Source organism: Siccirubricoccus soli (assembly GCF_024178315.1).
GTDB lineage: Bacteria > Pseudomonadota > Alphaproteobacteria > Acetobacterales > Acetobacteraceae > Siccirubricoccus > Siccirubricoccus soli.
Genome location: NZ_JAMZIK010000057.1, coordinates 19362 through 34594, shown reverse-complemented (window position 1 = coordinate 34594; position 15233 = coordinate 19362). Strand labels below are relative to the sequence as shown.

Here is a 15233-nt window from a genome sequence, read left to right as displayed (position 1 = left end):
GGCGCGGCGGCGATGAAGACGCTGCTGGTGGTGTACCATTCCAATACCGGCGGCACCCGGCAGATGGCGGAGGCGGCGGCCCGCGCGGCGGCGGGTGAGGGGAGGGTGGTGCTGCGCCACGCCGCCGAGGCGGCGCCGGAGGATGTGCTGGCGGCCGATGGCTATCTCTTTGCCTCGCCGGAGACGCTGGCGGCGATCTCCGGCCCGATGAAGGCGTTCTTCGACCGCTGCTACTACCCCGTGCTGGGCCGGATCGAGGGGCGGCCCTATGCGCTGCTGGTCTGCGCCGGCAGCGATGGGCAGAACGCCATCCGCCAGATGCGGCGCATCGCCACGGGCTGGCGGCTCCGGGCGATCGCCGCGCCTATTCTGGTCTGCACCCGGGCTCAGACACCGGAGGCGATCCTGGCGCCGAAGACCATCCCGGCGTCCGAGCTGGTGCGCTGCGAGGAACTGGGCGCCGCCTTCGCCGCGGGCCTGGCCATGGGGATCTACTGATCCGCGCCGTCCCGGTTGCCGGCGCCTTCGGCCGGACCGCCGGGGCCGGGCGGCCGGAACTGGGTGTTCCGGCCGCCGCCGCCTCGCCCTACCGCCCGGCCCTCGCAAGGGGGGGGGCGGCAGCCCGCTACCCCCGCTCTTCCTCCGGCACCGGCACGTCGAAGCCGTTCAGCGTCATCGAGACCAGCGCGTAGACCCCGACCAGATGGACCAGCTCCATCGCCCCGTCCTGCCCGAAGCACTCCACCGCCACCCGCCAGGTCAGCTCCGGCAGCACCCCGCCGCGGTTCAGCGCCGCCGCCACGTCATAGGCGCAGGCCTCCTCCCGCGTCAGCTCCGGCGGGCGCTGCCCGGCCACCAGCGTCGCCAGCTTGGCGTCCGACAGCCCCTTCGCCTCCGCCGCGATCACATGCGCGTAGATCTCATAGGCTGCGCGGAAATGCGCGCCGGTGACGAGGATCGCCACCTCCCGCACCGGCTTCGGAAGCCGGGGATTGATGGAGACCGCCTTCACCAACTCCCAGATCGGGCCGCCGAGATGCGGTGCATGCAGCCAGGGATTCCACGGGCCGAGCAGCCTGCCCTGCCCATCGATCGTGGCGAAGCCCTTGAAATTGGTCTCGATGCCCTGGCGCATATCGGCATAGAGCGGCTGTTGCTCCGGGCTGAGGCCGGCGGGGTCGAGCAGGGGGAGACGCATGTCTGGCTCCTTGGTGGCCTTTTGCTGCAACGCCGCAAAGCGGCGAATGCTGCCGCGGGAGGTGGCGAGGGCGATCGACCTGCCCCATCTGAGGTCCGAGGAGGCACCCGCCATGCCCGATAGCCAGACCGAGTCCGCCCGCGCCACCCGTACCGAGACCGACAGCCTCGGCAGCATCGACATCCCCGCCGACCGCTACTGGGGACCGCAGACGGAGCGCGCCCGCCGGCTGTTCCGCATCGGCAGCGAGCATTTTCCCCCCGGCCTCATCCGCGCCGTCGGCCTGCACAAATGGGCCTGCGCCGAGGCCAATGAGCGGCTGGGCGAGCTGGCGCCGGAACTGGCCCAGGCCATCCGCCAGGCGGCGGAGGAGATCATCGACGGCGACCGCGACGCCGATTTCCCGCTGCCCGTCTGGCAGACGGGTTCCGGCACCCAGACCAACATGAACGCCAACGAGGTCATCTCGAACCGCGCCAACGAGATCCTCGGCCAGCCCCTCGGCACGCGGAAGCCGGTGCACCCGAATGACCATGTGAATCGCGGCCAGTCCTCCAACGATAATTTCCCCACCATGATGCACATCGCGGCGGTGGAGGCGGTGGAGGGCCGGCTGCTGCCGGCGCTCGGGCGGCTGCATGCGGCGCTCTGGCAGCGGGCCGAGGAATGGGGGGAGATCATCAAGCTCGGCCGCACCCACATGATGGATGCGGTGCCGATGACTCTGGGCCAGGAGGCCGCGGCCTGGGCCCGCCAGGTGGAGCTGGGGCAGGAGAGGCTGCGTGCCGTGATGCCGCGGCTGCTGAGCCTGCCCCAGGGTGGCACCGCGGTCGGCACCGGGCTCAACCGCCACCGCGACTTCGACCGGGTGTTCTGCGAGATCCTGGCCAACCGCAGCGGCCTCGCCTTCACCCCCAACCCGAACAAATTCGAGGGCATGGGAGCGCATGACGCCTTCGTCGAGCTGCAGGGGGCGATGAACACCATCGCCGTCTCGCTGAACAAGATCGCCAATGACATCCGCCTGCTCGGCAGCGGCCCGCGCTCCGGCCTCTCGGAGCTGGTGATCCCGGCGGATGGCCTCTCCTCCTCCATCATGCCAGGCAAGACCAACCCGACCCAGTCCGAGGCGCTGACCATGGTCTGCGCCCAGGTGTTGGGGAACACCACCACGGTCAGCGTGGCCGGCGCCCAGGGGCATCTGGAGCTGAACGTCTTCAAGCCGGTCATCATCCAGGCCGTGCTGCAATCCGCCACGCTGCTCTCCGACGCGGCAGAGAGCTTCGCCGAGCACATGGTGCTGAAGCTGGAGCCGAACCGCGAGCGGATCGCCGAGAACTTGGCGCGGTCGCTGATGCTGGTGACGGCGCTGAACCCGCGGATCGGCTATGACAAGGCGGTGCAGATCGGCAAGAAGGCGCTGGCGGAGAACCTGACCTTGAAGGAGGCGGCACAGCGCCTCGGCCATGTCTCGCCGGAGGATTTCGATCGCTGGGTACGGCCGGAGGAAATGGTGGAGCCGGGCGCGACGCTGGATGGCGGCGGGTGAGCGAGGCGGCGGAGCGGCATCTCAGGAAGCGCAGCTTCCAGCTTGCCGGCCACCGCACCTCCGTGGCGCTGGAGCCGGAATTCTGGGCGGCGCTGGAGGCGGTGGCGCGCGGGCGCCGTCAGAGCCTGGCGGGGCTGGTGACGGCGGTGGACCGGGAGAGGGCGCAGCCTCTGGCCAGCGCGTTGCGGGTTTTCGCGTTGCGGGAGGTGGGGCAGGGGGCGCCGGGGGAAAGGATCGGGGGCGCTGCCCCCGAACCCCCGGCAGAAGGCTCTGCCCTCTGCGCTCCCGCCGGGGCCAGGACCTGGCCCCGGACCCCGGTCTGAGTTTCCGATCGGGCTGCGCTCAGCGGGCGACGGTGCCGGTCGGGGCGCCAAGGCCGCCCCCGGCCGCCGCGCCACCGCCGCTGCTCGTCGGCAGCAGGATGGCCAGGGCCGCAGCCGCGGCCAGGGGCCCGAGGGTGGACCAGTTCAGCCCGAGCCCTCTCATCGGCACGGGCCCGTTCGGCGCCAGCCGGATGCGGGCGGTGGCTGGCGCGGCCGGCTCCGGCCGCTGCTGCTGCGGCGCACCGCGCGGTGCGATCACCACCTGGTCCTGAGGCCCCACCACCACGGCCCGTTGTGCCGCCGCCGGCAGGGCGAGGCCGCAGGCGAGGAGCAGGCTGGAGAATAATCGTAACATTCCGATAGTGTGGCGGAATGCACCTGATGGTTGCAAGGAATACCTGATGTCGCCCGGCGACGCCGTCCTCGCCTAGAGCAGCCTCCGAGCTGATGGAGCATGGCGTGATCCATCAGCTCGGAGATAAGCTGCTCTGGATATTGCTCTAGCCCCGCCGCCCCAGCATCTGCCGCGCCACGATCAGCCGCATGACCTCATTGGTGCCTTCCAGGATGCGGTGCACCCGCAAGTCGCGGACCAGCTTCTCGATCCCGTATTCCGCCAGGTAGCCGTAGCCGCCGAGGAGCTGCAGCGCCTCATCCGCCACGCGGTGGCTGGTATCCGTCACGAAGCGCTTGGCCATGGCGCAGAAGGCGGTGGCGTCCGGGGCCTTCGCATCCAGCTTGGCGCAGGCACGCCACAGCAGGCTGCGGGCCGCTTCCAGCTCCGTCTGCATGTCCGCCAGGCGGAATTGGGTGTTCTGGAAATCGGCGATCGCCTTGCCGAAGGCCCGGCGCTCCTGGACATAGGCGAGCGCCTTGTCCAGCGCCGCCTGGGCGCCGCCCAGCGCGCAGGCGGCGATGTTCAGCCGCCCGCCATCAAGGCCCGCCATGGCGAAGCGGAAACCCTGGCCCTCCTCGCCCAGGAGGGCGCTGACCGGCACGCGGGCGCCGTCGAAGATCACCTGCCGGGTCGGCTGGGCGTTCCAGCCCATCTTCTTCTCGTTGGCGCCGAAGGAAAGGCCCGGCGTCTCCTTTGAAATCAACAAGGCGGAGATGCCGCCCGGCCCCTCGCCGCCGGTCCGGACCATGGTCAGATAAAGATCCGAGGCGCCGGCACCGGAGATGAATTGCTTGGTCCCGTCCAGCACATAATGGTCGCCCTCCCGCCGCGCCCGCGTCCGCAGCGCGGCGGCGTCGGAGCCCGATCCGGGCTCGGTCAGGGCGTAGGAGGCGACCTTGGTCATCGGGATGAGATGCGGCAGCCATTCCGCCCGCTGGGCGTCGCTGCCGAAGCGGTCGATCATCCAGGCGACCATGTTGTGGATGGAAAGGTAGGCGGCCGTCGTCGGGCAGCCGGTGGACAGCGCCTCGAACACCACCGCGGCGTCCAGCCGGGTGAGGCCGGCGCCGCCGCTTTCTTCCCGCACATAGAGCGCGGCCATGCCGAGGGCGGCGGCTTCCCGCATCGCCTCCACCGGGAAGTAGCGCTCGGCGTCCCAGGCCAGGGCGTGCGGCGCCAAGTGTTCGGCGGCGAAGGCCAGCGCCGTCTCACGCAGCGCCTCGGTGGCCTCGGGCAGGGCGAAAGCGGCATCGGCGATCATCGGCAATCCTCCTCCCGCCAGCATACCAGCGGGGCGGGGGCTTGCCACGGGCGGGACCGGCGGAGCGCCGCAGCGCGGTGCCCCGCCGGCAGGCCGTCAGGCCACGTTGGGCGTGGTGCCGGTGGGATCGTTGGCAGCGGGGCCGGCCATGGTCTGCTCCTGCTGCGCCCCGCCATCCGGCCGCGGCGGCGCCAGCACCGGCTCGCCGCCCAGCGGCTCGCTGATCATCGGCTGGAAGGTGCCGTTGCCATCGAGGGACGGGCCCTCCGTCCAGCGGCCCATCGGGATCTGCTTGTCCGTCCGGTGGCCGAAATAGGCGTAGGAGAAGCGGTTCGCCTCCATCTCCTGCGGGAAGCTGTTCGGGATCGGCAGCACCTTCTCCATGCCGCCCAGCTCCTCGATCACCGCCAGCCATTGCTGCTGATGCATGGTGTCCCGCGCGATGAGGAAGGAGAGCATGTCCTTCATGCCCGGGTCGTCCGTCATGCCGTAGAGCCGCACCGCCAGCGCCCGGCCGGTCGCCTCCGCCGTCGCATTGGCGAGCATGTCGGCGGCGAGGTTGCCGCTGGCATAGACGTGGCTGGCGTTGAAGGGCACGCCATTGGCGTTCTCCGGCGTCGCGCCGAGGCCGGTGGAGAGGATGTGCCGCAGGTTCATGCCGCCCAGCACGGCGCCGGCGACGCCGTCCCGCGCCACATCCTCCTGCAGCGAGAGCGGCGCGCCCTCGAGGTTCAGCGCGACGGCGGTGGCGAGCATCTCGATATGGCCGATCTCCTCCGTGCCGGTGTTGATCAGCATGTCGCGGTACTTCTTCGGCCCGCGGCTGCCCCAGCCCTGGAAGAGGTACTGCATCATGACGCGGATCTCGCCTTCGACGCCGCCGATGGCCTGTTGCAGGGCGCGGGCGAAGATCGGGTTCGGAGTCTCGACGCGGACAGGGTATTGCAGCTTGCCGTCGGTATAGAACATCGGGGCCTCCCGGTTGGCGGTGCGGGAGGAACCCGCCTGCCCCGCCCCGGTTCGGGCGCGGGGCGAGAACGAGGCGGCTCCCTCACCGCGCCGTGATGCCGGAGCCGTCCGGTCTCCCGCTCAGGCCGCCGTGCCGCGGCGCCCGCCGCGCCGGTCATTCGCCGGCTCCTCGGCCTGCGCGCCCTGGATCGCCGCGGGGTTCACCTCGCTTTCCGCGAGCTGGCTGAGCTTCTCGTCGGTCGCCTTCTCCTCCGCCAGCGTCTCCGCCAGCAGGTCGGCCAGCTCCTGCTGGCCGGCGGCCTTGGCCAGCGCGGCCATGGTGCCGTAGGCGGCGATCTCGTAATGCTCCACGCGCTGCAGCCCGGCGATGATCAGCGCATCCATCAGCGGGCCCTTGTCATGGTCCTCCAGCTCGGTCTGGGCTTCCTCGATGATGCCGCGCATGCCCTCGCAGACCTTGCGGCCCGGCCGGCCACCGAGCATCTCCAGCCCCTTCTCCAGCCGCTCCACCTGGGTCTCGGTCTGGTCGATATGCATCTGCACGGCGTCGCGCAGCGACTGGGTGCTGGCCTTCTTCTGCAGCCGCGCCATGGCGCGCAACGCCTGCTTCTCCGCGCTGTAGGCGTCGCGGAGCTGCTCGATCATCAGCTTCATGATCTCGTCCATCGGGGCATTCCTCGCCGGCGCGGCCGGGATGGCCGCGCACCACGCCCCTCTAAGCGACGGATCCGCCCCGGGTTGCTCGTTGCCATCCCGGTTATGCGCTGGCGGCGTCGAGCGCCGCGACCTCCGCGGCGCCGAGCTTCAGGGAGGCCGCCTTCACAAGATCGTCGATCTGCGCCTCGCTGGTGGCGCTGGCGATCGGCGCCGTCACCGCCGGCTTGGCCAGCAGCCAGGCGACCGCCACCTGGGCCGGGGTCGCGCCGCGCGCCCGCGCCACGGCGTCGAGCGCATCCAGCACCTTGTGGCCGCGCGGTGTCAGGTACTTGGCCATGCCGGCGCCGCGCTTGCTTTTGCCGAAATCCGCCTCCGACCGGTACTTGCCGGACAGGAAGCCGGAGGCCAGCGCGTAGTAGTTGATGACGCCGATCTGCTCCTTCTCGCAGAGCGGGCCGAGCCCGGCCTCGAATTCGGCGCGGTCCATCAGGTTGTAGAGCGGCTGCAGCGTCTCGTAGCGCGGCAGGCCGAGCTTCGCGCTGACCGCCAGCGCCTCGGCCAGGCGCGGCGCCGAGTAGTTGGAGGCGCCGATGGCGCGCACCTTCCCGGCCTTGATCAGCCGGGCGAAGGTTTCGAGCGTCTCCTCCAGCGGGGTGTCGGGGTCGTCCTTGTGCGCCTGGTAGAGATCGACATGGTCGGTGTTGAGGCGCTTGAGGGAGGCGTCGATCTCCTCCTCGATCCAGGCGCGGGAGAGTCCGGAGCGGCCATTGCCCATCCGCATGCCGACCTTGGTGAAGATCTTCACCTTGTCCCGGTTGCCGCGCTTGGCGAGCCAGGAGCCGATGATCGCCTCGCTCTCCCCGCCCTGGTGGCCGGGCACCCAGTAGGAATAGACATCCGCCGTGTCGATGGCGTTGAGGCCGACCTCTACCAGCCGGTCGAGGAGGCGGTGGGAGGCGGCCTCGTCCGCCGTCCAGCCGAAGATGTTGCCGCCGAAGACGATGGGCGGCACCGCGATGCCGGAGCGGCCGAGCTGGCGCTGTTCCATCCGGATTTCTCCCCTGTTCGTGCGGGAAGGATGCCGGGCGGCGGTGGGGCCGTCGAGGGGGGATGGATCGGGGGCGTCGGCCGCACCCGGGCCTTCCTCCCCGGATCGGGCGGGCCAGGGCGCAACGGCGGGCGGGGATGAACGTTTAGCGAACTCACCTCAGGGAGCAGCGCCTCATGGCCAAGCGGCAGGACGACCACCAGGCGGAGAATCCGAAGCTCAACCCGGAGCCGGGCTCCAACACCATCAAGGATCCGGAGGATTGGACCACCGGGGACGAGGCGATGACGGGGGCCCAGGCCAGCTATCTGAAGACCCTCTCGGAGGAGGCAGGGGAGGAGCTCGACCCGAAGCTGAGCAAGGCCGAGGCGTCGCGCCGGATCGACGAATTGCAGGCCAGGACCGGGCGGGGGCGCTAGAGCAGGATCCAGAGCAGCCTCCCGCCCGCGATATCCGCTGGAGCTGGTCGGGTGAGCGGACACGCGGACCGCTGACGGCAAACCCGATGGGCCGAGAGCGAGGCCCGCGGGACTTCGGGACCAGGGCACCGGGCGGCGTAGTTTGGGAGAGCGTCAGGCCCCGCCCATCCGGCCGGCGACGCCGCCGATGGCGGAGGTCCGGGCAGGGCCCCGCTCAAGGTCAGGGTCGGGCCCGGCGGCGTCGGAGCCGGGCACGGCGCCGGCCAGCGCCTTGCCTGCGCGGCAGGGCGCCGGTCCCCGGGGCGCTGCGTCGCGGCTGGCAGGAAAAGCCGCCGCGAAGCCATGCGTAAAGCACATGACGGATCGTGCATAACCCGCGCCATATTTTTCTTTGCCCTATTGGAAATGGGTGTTTGCATCCCCTCCTGACTGGGATGGAGGAGCCAACGCCATGAGCATCACCCTCGACCGCCCCATCGCCGACCGCACCGTGACCGCGGTGCTGAACTATCTGGCACCCGTCCAGGGCCGCCCCCGCACCTACACTTACGGCCCGCCCGCCGGCGAGCCCCGCAGCACGGCGCTGCCGGAGCCGCATGCGGTGACGATCCATGACGCCCGCAAGGCCGGCGAGCAATTCAGCCTGGACCGCCAGGGCTTCGCCTGGCTGGAAGCCCCCACCGCCATCGTGGATTTCGGCGACGAGGCGGCGATCCGCGAGACCTACTACCCGGAGAGCGCCGAGATCATCCGCCGCGCCACCGGCGCCGACCGGGTCTTCATCTTCGACCACACTGTCCGCCGCCGCGTCACCGGCGCGGAGGATCGCGGCGGCGGCCCGCGCCAGCCCGCCACCCGCATCCATGTGGACCAGACCGAGCGGTCCGGTCCGCAGCGCGTCCGCGACCTGCTGCCGGAGGAGGCGGAGGCGCTGCTGCAGGGGCGGGTGCAGGTGGTCAATCTCTGGCGGCCGATCCGCGGCCCGGTGCTGGACAGCCCGCTGGCCTTCGCCGATGCGCGCTACTTCCCCTTCGAGGATTACGTGCCGACCGACCTTGTCTATCCGGACCGCGTCGGGGAGATCTATTCGGTGCGCTACAACCCGGCGCATCGCTGGTACTACGTGCCGGAGATGCGGCGCGAGGAAGCGCTGCTGATCAAATGCTATGACAGCGCGACGGATGGCCGCGCCCGCTTCGTGGCGCACACCGCCTTCGAGAACCCGGCGGCGCCAAAAGATGCCCCGCCGCGGGAGAGCATCGAGATCCGCAGCCTGGTCTTCCACGCGCCCCGCGCGTGAGGCCGGCCTCCAGCCTGGCGGGGCAGCTGCTCCGCCTGGCGCTGGCCGGCGCGGCGCTGGTTGCGCTGCTGCGGCTGAGCGGCCTGGCCATGCCGTGACCGAAGGGGCGACCCGCGCGTGACCGCGATTGCGGTGCGGAAGCAGCCGGCTACCGGGCCGCGCCCTTTCGCCCCGAGGCCATGACCGATCCCGCTGCCCCGCCCGCCGTCGCCAGACCGGCCTTCGCAAGCGCTTCGCCGCGGGCGGGGCGGTGGCGCTCGACGGCGTGTCGCTGCGCGTCGAGACGGGCAAGATCTTCGGCATCGTCGGCCGTTCCGGTGCCGGCAAATCCACCCTGATCCGTTGCGTGAACCTGCTGGAACGGCCGGATGAAGGCCAGGTGCGGGTGCTCGGCCAGGATCTGCTGGCGCTGGAGGAGGCGGGGTTGCGCCAAGCGCGGCATCGGCATGGTGTCCAGCGTTTCAACTGGCAGGGGCTCTGCCCCTGCACCCCGCCGGGGCCAGGACCTGGCCCCGGACCCCGGTCTGAGTCTGGTCCCGTGGGTTGAAGCTGCCAACTCTAGAGCAGATCGTCGTAGGGCGGCATCGACCGAAGGCGTGAATCTGCTCTACAAACCAAGGCGTAGAGCGCCTGCGGTGAACGCATGTGAACCGAGAATGCTCTAGGTCGGGCCTGCGGCGAGCCGTTCGGCGTATTCGATCGCCTCGATCAGGCTGGTCTCGCTGGCGATGCCCTGACCCGCGATGTCGAAGGCCGTGCCGTGATCGACCGAGGTGCGGATCACCGGCAGCCCCAGCGTGATGTTCACGCCAGAGAGCGCCTCCCACTTCCCGGTCTGCGGATCCACCTGGAAGCCGAGCAGCTTCACCGGGATGTGGCCCTGGTCGTGATACATCGCCACCACCGCGTCGAACTGGCCGGCGCGGAGCTTGACGAAGACGGTGTCGCCCGGGACCGGGCCGGTGACGCGCATCCCGTCGGCATTGGCCTGCGCGATGGTCGGCGCCACCACCTCGATATCCTGCCGGCCGAACAGCCCGCCCTCGCCGGCATGCGGGTTCAGCGCGGCGACGGCGATCTGCGGGCGGGCGATGCCGAGGCGCCGCAACGCCTCCTGCGTCAGCTCCAGCACCAGCCGGATGCGCTCCGGCGTGACGCGCTTCGGCACGTCTTCCAGCGCCACATGGGTCGTCACATGGCTGACGCGCATGTTGCCATGGGCCAGCATCATCACGCTGCCGCGGCGGCCGGTCAGCTCGGCCAGCAGCTCGGTATGGCCGGCATAGTGGTAGCCTGCGGCGTTCAGCGCCTCCTTGTTCAGCGGCGCGGTTACCAGCGCGGCGACGCGGCCGGCCTCCGCCAGCCGCACCCCGCGTTCGATGGCGAGATAGGCGAAGCGGCCGGCCTCGGGCGACAATTGGCCGAGCGCGATGGGCGCCTGCTCCTCCCCGGCCGGCAGGAAGGCGAGGTTCGGCCACTCGCCCTCCGGCGTGACGGCCGGAATCGTGACCGCCGGCGCGAAGCCGGCGCGGGCCGTCTCCAGCGCCGTGCCATGGCCGATGACCAGCAGCTTCAGCGTCCCGCTGGCGAGGCGCGGCGCCAGGGCGCGGCAGGCCTTGACGATGATCTCGGGCCCGATCCCGGCGGGGTCGCCCATGGTGATGGCCAGATGCCGAGTCATGCCTCGATGCTCCCGGGCAGCAGAGTGTTGGCGGCCAGCAGGTCGCACCACAGCGCATCTCCGCCGAAGGCGCCGGATTTGGAGATGACGGGCAGCCCGTCCCAGCTTCCGCCTTGCAGCCGGGAGCGTGGCACGCCGGGCTGCACCAAGCCATGGGCGAGCAGCGCCTCGGCGCCGAGCGCGGCGCAGACCGCGCCCAGCGTCTCCCCGCCCGCCACGAGGAGCGTGCCGGGGCGGGGCAGGGCGGCCAGCAGCGCAGTGAACACCTCGGCGATGCGCGCCGCGGCTGCCGCCCGTGCAAGGCCCGTGGGCAGGTCGAGGCTGACCAGGGCAACGCCGAGGCGTTCCAGTTGCCGCGCGACGCGCGGTGCCTCCCCGGCATCCCGGATCGGCATCCAGGCCGCGCCGCAGGCGGCGAGTTGCCGTGCCGTCACCGCCTGGTTAGAGCCGAAGAGGCCGAGCACCGGAGGCTCCAAGCCGGGCGCCGGCGTCACGCGGGCCTCGCCGGCCAGGGCGCGGGCCAGGCCGCCGCTGCCGCACCAGAGCACCGGGCCGGCGGCGGCACGGCCGAGTACCGCGATGCACTCCATCTCCGCCTCGCTCTCCGCGTCGAACCAGGCGAGGCCAGGGGGTAGGGGGGCGTCCAGCCGGCCGGGGCGCAGCTCCAGCCCCTCTGCCGCCCAGTTCGGCATGGCGACCGGCGCCCAGCCGCCCCCAGCGGTGCCGGCGAAGACCTGACAGCCGCGGGCGATGCGTCGCTGCGCCGGAAAGGCGGGGGCGATGATGGCATGGCGCCAGGCGCCGGTCGCCCAGCAGGCGGCCAGCTCCGCCGCCACCTTGCCGCGCAGCAGGCTGTCCAGCTTGCGATAGGCGATATCCGCGCCGGCGAGCGCCGGGGCGAGGGCCTGCACCGCGGCGACGGCCGCCTCCCGTGAGGCTTCCCGCGTGGCGGAGGAGAGGGCGAGGCTGCCCGCCGGGGCGGCGCCGTCCCACCGCACCGGCACCGGACCGCAAAGGGCGGAGAACTCCGCCGCCGTGTCCAGCGCGCCGGTCAGGTCATCCGCCAGCAGGCGCAGCATCGGGCGGATCATCCCTCAATCTCCTCGGCGCCGATGGTGCTCTGGCCGTGGATGGCGGGGCGGAGAAGGGCAAGCAGGATGCGGTTCGCAACAGGGCTGGCGCTAGGGCCCAGGCGAGTGCCGATCGCACCCGACTGCGGGTGGCCCCTCAGGGCATCGATGGGGCGTTCTGCTTGTGCCTTTCCCACGTCACGCCCTTTGACCGGATCCGCCCATGTGCTGCGGCCGCGAGCGGGAGAAAGTCAACAAGCCCGTGCCTGCTTGCTGCCCTTGTGGCGGTGGCCGTACAGCCGGCTCAAAAACTCAAGGTTTCCAAAGGCCCTTCGGGTTTTGGAAGGGGAGCTTGAGGGGGACGGCGTCCCCCTCAACCCTTCCGCCCGACCTTCGGCTCCGTCCCCGCCAGCAGCCGCTGGATATTCCCCTTGTGCCGGTAGATCACCAGCGCCGCGATGCCGGCGCTGAACAGCGCCAGGTCCCAGCGCCCCGCCGCCAGGGCGATGAGCGGCGCCGCGGCGCAGGCGGCGATGGCGCCGGCGGAGGAGATGCGCGTCAGCACCACCGTGGCCAGCCAGACCAGCGAGCTGCCGAGGCCCAGCCACCAGGCGCCGGCCAGCAGCACGCCGCCGCCCGTCGCCACGCCCTTGCCGCCCTTGAAGCCGAGCCAGACCGGAAAGGCATGGCCGAGCATGGCGCCGAAGCCGCCGATGAGGCCGAGATAGGGCAGGGTGGTCGCGCCGGCCCCGGCGAACAGGCCGAAGGGCCCGCCGAGATCGCCCAGCCACACCGCCGCCACGCCCTTCAGCAGGTCCAGGATCAGCGTCGCCGCCGCCAGCCCCTTATGGCCGGTGCGCAGCACATTGGTGGCGCCGATATTGCCGGAGCCGATCTGCCGCAGATCGCCCAGCCCGGCCAGCCGCGTCAGCAGCAGGCCGAAGGGGATGCTGCCCAGCAGGTAGCCGGCCAGCAGGGTCGGCAGGGTGAGGTGCAGCGCGTCCATCTCAGCCGAAGACCCGCCGACCGGCCTTCCAGGTGCCGACCACGCGGCCTTCCAGGGCGCGGCCATCGAAGGGCGAGTTCTGCGCCTTGCCCGGCAACTGGCCGGCCTTCACCTGCCAGCCGCGCTCAAGGTCGAACAGCACGAGGTCGGCCGCCGCCCCCTTGGCCAGCCGCCCCACCGGCAGGCCGAGCAGCGTCGCCGGCTTCACCGTCAGCAGGGCCAGCGCGTCCAGCAGCTTCAGGTCGCCGCCATGGAAGCGGGCGAGGGTGATGCCGAGCAGCGTGGCCAACCCGGCCCCGCCCGCCTCCGCCTGGGCGAAGGGCAGGCGCTTGTCGTCGGCGTCGCGCGGCTGGTGGTCGGAGGCGATGGCATCAATGGTGCCGTCGGCCAGCGCCGCTACCACCGCCTGCCGGTCGGCTTCCGGCCGCAGCGGCGGGGAGAGCTTGGCATAGGTGCGGTAGTCGCCGATCGCGGTCTCGTTCAGGTCAAAATAGGGCGGGGCGGTGTCGCAGGTGACGCGGAGCCCCTCCGCCTTCGCCGCGCGGATCAGTGCCAGCGCCGCGCCGGTGGAGACATGGGCGAAATGCACATGGCCGCCGGTCAGCCGGGCGAGCGCGATGTCCCGCTGCACCATCATGCTCTCGGCGGCGGGCGGGATGCCGGGGAGGCCAAGGCGCGTCGCCAGCTCGCCTTCCGTCGCGGCGCCGCCCTGGGCGAGGCTCGGCTCCTCCGGGTGCTGCACCACGAAGCTGCCGAAGGCGCGGGCATAGCTCAGCGCCAGGCGCATGGTGCGGGCATTGGCGATGGGCCGCCTTCCGTCGGTGAAGGCGATGGCCCCGGCCTCCCGCAACAACCCGTACTCGGCCAGCTCCTTCCCCGTGCAGCCCTTGGTGGCGGCGCCATAGGGGAGGAGGGTGAGGCCGCCCGTCGCCTCCCCCTTCCGCAGCACGAATTGCACCAGGGCCGGGTCGTCCAGCGCCGGGTCGGTATCCGGCAGGGCGCAGAAGGTGGTGATGCCGCCGGCGGCGGCGGCGAGGGCGGCGGAGGCGATGGTCTCGCGGTGCTCGTGCCCCGGCTCGCCGATATCGGCGCGGAGGTCGACGAGGCCGGGGGCGAGGCAGAGCCCCTCCGCCGCGATCACCGTGGCGCCTTCCGGCCGACCGAGATTGGCGCCGTGGTCGAGGATCAGCCCGTCCCGCACGAGCAGGTCGGCGGTGGTGTCGAGGCCGGTGGCCGGGTCGAGCAGCCGGGCGCCGGCGAAGAGAAGATCGGTCATGGGCTCAGACATTCCGCCGCAGATCCCGCGCCAACACGTCCAGCACTGCCATGCGGCAGGCGACGCCCATTTCCACCTGCTCGCCGATCACGCTGCGCTCCGGGTCGTCGGCGATGGCGCTGTCGATCTCGATGCCGCGATTCATCGGGCCGGGATGCATGACGATGGCATCCGGCTTGGCCCAGGCCAGCTTCTCGCGATCCAGCCCGTAGAAGCGGAAGAACTCGCGGGAGGAGGGGACGAGGCCGCCGGTCATGCGCTCCTTCTGCAGCCGCAGCATCATCACCACATCGGCGCCGGCGAGGCCGGCCCTCATGTCGTGGAAGACCTCCACGCCCAGCCGCGTCGCCTCCGCCGGCAGCAGGGTGGGGGGGCCGACGACCCGCACGCGGCAATTCATGGCCGTCAGCAGATGGATGTTGGAGCGGGCGACGCGGCTGTGCAGCACGTCGCCGCAGATGGCCACCGTCAGCCCTTCCAGCCGGCCCTTGCGGCGGCGGATGGTCAGCGCGTCCAGCAGCGCCTGGGTGGGATGTTCGTGGGTTCCATCCCCCGCATTGATGACACTTGCAGAAACCTTTTGCGCCAGCAGGGCCGGCGCGCCGGATTGCGCGTGGCGGACCACCAGCAGGTCGCAGTGCATGGCGTTCAGCGTCTGCGCCGTGTCGATCAGCGTCTCCCCCTTGTTCACCGAGGAGGTGGAGACGGACATGTTGATGACATCGGCGCCGAGCCGCTTGCCGGCCAGCTCGAAACTGGTCCGGGTGCGGGTCGAATCCTCGAAGAAGAGGTTGATGAGGGTCCGCCCCTTCAGCAGGTCCCGCTGCGTCTTGCCGGAACGGTTGAGCAGGGCATAGCTCTCGGCGAGGTCGAGCAGCGCGCCGATATGCGGCGGCTCCAGACCCTCGATCGCCAGGAGGTGGCCGTCGGGGAGGATGGGGAAGGAAAAGGACATGCTGCGAATCGTCCGGCCGGGTGGCGGAAGGGTGTAGCGCCAGCGGCCGCGGGCTGCATCCCGGAAGATGCGCGGCTGGGCCCCGCGAAGCCCAGACCCCCGGTTTCCAAAGGCCCTTCGGCCT

At 71.3% G+C, this 15233-nt stretch carries 17 protein-coding genes; 6 read left to right on the top strand and 11 right to left on the bottom strand.

What is annotated here, in order from left to right:
* Positions 1-12 precede the first annotated feature (12 nt).
* A complete protein-coding gene (locus NJ376_RS09555) occupies positions 13-498 on the top strand; it encodes an NAD(P)H-dependent oxidoreductase (RefSeq protein WP_252953017.1) in 486 nt (161 codons plus the stop codon).
* A 127-nt stretch (positions 499-625) separates the two neighbouring features.
* Here NJ376_RS09555 and NJ376_RS09550 read toward each other — a convergent pair whose 3' ends face one another.
* Positions 626-1198 carry a carboxymuconolactone decarboxylase family protein gene (locus NJ376_RS09550; protein ID WP_252953016.1) on the bottom strand — a complete coding sequence of 191 codons (573 nt, stop codon included), beginning with the start codon at positions 1196-1198 and terminating at the stop codon, positions 626-628.
* Between the two features lie 112 nt (positions 1199-1310).
* On the opposite strand from NJ376_RS09550, the gene NJ376_RS09545 reads away from it, so the two are divergent.
* Positions 1311-2747: a class II fumarate hydratase gene (locus tag NJ376_RS09545; RefSeq protein WP_252953015.1), complete on the top strand. Its 1437-nt coding sequence runs from the start codon at positions 1311-1313 to the stop codon at positions 2745-2747.
* Entirely contained in the window at positions 2744-3070 is a 327-nt protein-coding gene (locus tag NJ376_RS29260; RefSeq protein WP_370288135.1) for a ribbon-helix-helix domain-containing protein, read from the top strand. Before NJ376_RS09545 ends, NJ376_RS29260 begins: the two co-directional genes overlap by 4 nt.
* 19 nt (positions 3071-3089) lie before the next feature.
* On the opposite strand, the gene NJ376_RS09535 is transcribed toward NJ376_RS29260, so the two are convergent.
* From NJ376_RS09535 to NJ376_RS09515, 5 genes are all read right to left on the bottom strand, one after another.
* The gene (locus NJ376_RS09535) at positions 3090-3425 is read right to left on the bottom strand and encodes a hypothetical protein (RefSeq protein WP_252953014.1); all 336 of its coding nucleotides are present in this window, start codon (positions 3423-3425) and stop codon (positions 3090-3092) included.
* A 145-nt stretch (positions 3426-3570) separates the two neighbouring features.
* Positions 3571-4728 (bottom strand): acyl-CoA dehydrogenase family protein, encoded by a 1158-nt coding sequence (locus NJ376_RS09530; RefSeq protein WP_252953013.1) that lies wholly within the window; start codon positions 4726-4728, stop codon positions 3571-3573.
* 96 nt (positions 4729-4824) lie between these two features.
* Entirely contained in the window at positions 4825-5697 is an 873-nt protein-coding gene (locus NJ376_RS09525; protein WP_252953012.1) for a manganese catalase family protein, read from the bottom strand.
* 120 nt (positions 5698-5817) lie between these two features.
* Positions 5818-6363, bottom strand: a complete 546-nt coding sequence (locus NJ376_RS09520) for a YciE/YciF ferroxidase family protein (RefSeq protein ID WP_252953011.1) — start codon at positions 6361-6363, stop codon at positions 5818-5820.
* A gap of 91 nt (positions 6364-6454) precedes the next feature.
* A complete protein-coding gene (locus NJ376_RS09515; RefSeq protein WP_252953010.1) occupies positions 6455-7402 on the bottom strand; it encodes an aldo/keto reductase in 948 nt (315 codons plus the stop codon).
* Positions 7403-7578: 176 nt separating this feature from the next.
* On the opposite strand from NJ376_RS09515, the gene NJ376_RS09510 reads away from it, so the two are divergent.
* From NJ376_RS09510 to NJ376_RS29255, 3 genes are all read left to right on the top strand, one after another.
* Positions 7579-7821, top strand: coding sequence for a DUF3072 domain-containing protein (locus NJ376_RS09510; protein ID WP_252953009.1), 243 nt, complete (start codon positions 7579-7581; stop codon positions 7819-7821).
* Positions 7822-8272: 451 nt separating this feature from the next.
* On the top strand, positions 8273-9121 hold the full coding sequence (locus NJ376_RS09505; protein ID WP_252953008.1) for a CmcJ/NvfI family oxidoreductase: 849 nt from the start codon (positions 8273-8275) through the stop codon (positions 9119-9121).
* Between the two features lie 250 nt (positions 9122-9371).
* Positions 9372-9668 carry an ATP-binding cassette domain-containing protein gene (locus NJ376_RS29255; RefSeq protein WP_370288132.1) on the top strand — a complete coding sequence of 99 codons (297 nt, stop codon included), beginning with the start codon at positions 9372-9374 and terminating at the stop codon, positions 9666-9668.
* A gap of 114 nt (positions 9669-9782) precedes the next feature.
* On the opposite strand, the gene pdxA is transcribed toward NJ376_RS29255, so the two are convergent.
* The 5 genes from pdxA to NJ376_RS09475 form a co-directional block, all read right to left on the bottom strand.
* A complete protein-coding gene (gene pdxA / locus NJ376_RS09495; protein ID WP_252953007.1) occupies positions 9783-10802 on the bottom strand; it encodes a 4-hydroxythreonine-4-phosphate dehydrogenase PdxA in 1020 nt (339 codons plus the stop codon).
* Positions 10799-11893 (bottom strand): four-carbon acid sugar kinase family protein, encoded by a 1095-nt coding sequence (locus tag NJ376_RS09490; protein WP_252953006.1) that lies wholly within the window; start codon positions 11891-11893, stop codon positions 10799-10801. Before NJ376_RS09490 ends, pdxA begins: the two co-directional genes overlap by 4 nt.
* Before the next feature lie 352 nt (positions 11894-12245).
* On the bottom strand, positions 12246-12878 hold the full coding sequence (plsY, locus tag NJ376_RS09485; RefSeq protein WP_252953005.1) for a glycerol-3-phosphate 1-O-acyltransferase PlsY: 633 nt from the start codon (positions 12876-12878) through the stop codon (positions 12246-12248).
* Position 12879: 1 nt separating this feature from the next.
* Complete coding sequence (locus NJ376_RS09480) at positions 12880-14154, bottom strand: dihydroorotase (protein ID WP_252953004.1); 1275 nt, start codon at positions 14152-14154, stop codon at positions 12880-12882.
* Between the two features lie 4 nt (positions 14155-14158).
* Positions 14159-15109 carry an aspartate carbamoyltransferase catalytic subunit gene (locus tag NJ376_RS09475; RefSeq protein WP_252953003.1) on the bottom strand — a complete coding sequence of 317 codons (951 nt, stop codon included), beginning with the start codon at positions 15107-15109 and terminating at the stop codon, positions 14159-14161.
* Positions 15110-15233 lie beyond the last annotated feature (124 nt).

Coding starts and splice junctions, on each gene's coding strand:
- NJ376_RS09555 (WP_252953017.1), top strand. CDS start 13: ATGAAGACGCTGCTGGTGGTGTACCATTCCAATACCGGCGGCACCCGG.
- NJ376_RS09550 (WP_252953016.1), bottom strand. CDS start 1,198: ATGCGTCTCCCCCTGCTCGACCCCGCCGGCCTCAGCCCGGAGCAACAG.
- NJ376_RS09545 (WP_252953015.1), top strand. CDS start 1,311: ATGCCCGATAGCCAGACCGAGTCCGCCCGCGCCACCCGTACCGAGACC.
- NJ376_RS09535 (WP_252953014.1), bottom strand. CDS start 3,425: ATGTTACGATTATTCTCCAGCCTGCTCCTCGCCTGCGGCCTCGCCCTG.
- NJ376_RS09530 (WP_252953013.1), bottom strand. CDS start 4,728: ATGATCGCCGATGCCGCTTTCGCCCTGCCCGAGGCCACCGAGGCGCTG.
- NJ376_RS09525 (WP_252953012.1), bottom strand. CDS start 5,697: ATGTTCTATACCGACGGCAAGCTGCAATACCCTGTCCGCGTCGAGACT.
- NJ376_RS09520 (WP_252953011.1), bottom strand. CDS start 6,363: ATGGACGAGATCATGAAGCTGATGATCGAGCAGCTCCGCGACGCCTAC.
- NJ376_RS09515 (WP_252953010.1), bottom strand. CDS start 7,402: ATGGAACAGCGCCAGCTCGGCCGCTCCGGCATCGCGGTGCCGCCCATC.
- NJ376_RS09510 (WP_252953009.1), top strand. CDS start 7,579: ATGGCCAAGCGGCAGGACGACCACCAGGCGGAGAATCCGAAGCTCAAC.
- NJ376_RS09505 (WP_252953008.1), top strand. CDS start 8,273: ATGAGCATCACCCTCGACCGCCCCATCGCCGACCGCACCGTGACCGCG.
- pdxA (WP_252953007.1), bottom strand. CDS start 10,802: ATGACTCGGCATCTGGCCATCACCATGGGCGACCCCGCCGGGATCGGG.
- NJ376_RS09490 (WP_252953006.1), bottom strand. CDS start 11,893: ATGATCCGCCCGATGCTGCGCCTGCTGGCGGATGACCTGACCGGCGCG.
- plsY (WP_252953005.1), bottom strand. CDS start 12,878: ATGGACGCGCTGCACCTCACCCTGCCGACCCTGCTGGCCGGCTACCTG.
- NJ376_RS09480 (WP_252953004.1), bottom strand. CDS start 14,154: ATGACCGATCTTCTCTTCGCCGGCGCCCGGCTGCTCGACCCGGCCACC.
- NJ376_RS09475 (WP_252953003.1), bottom strand. CDS start 15,109: ATGTCCTTTTCCTTCCCCATCCTCCCCGACGGCCACCTCCTGGCGATC.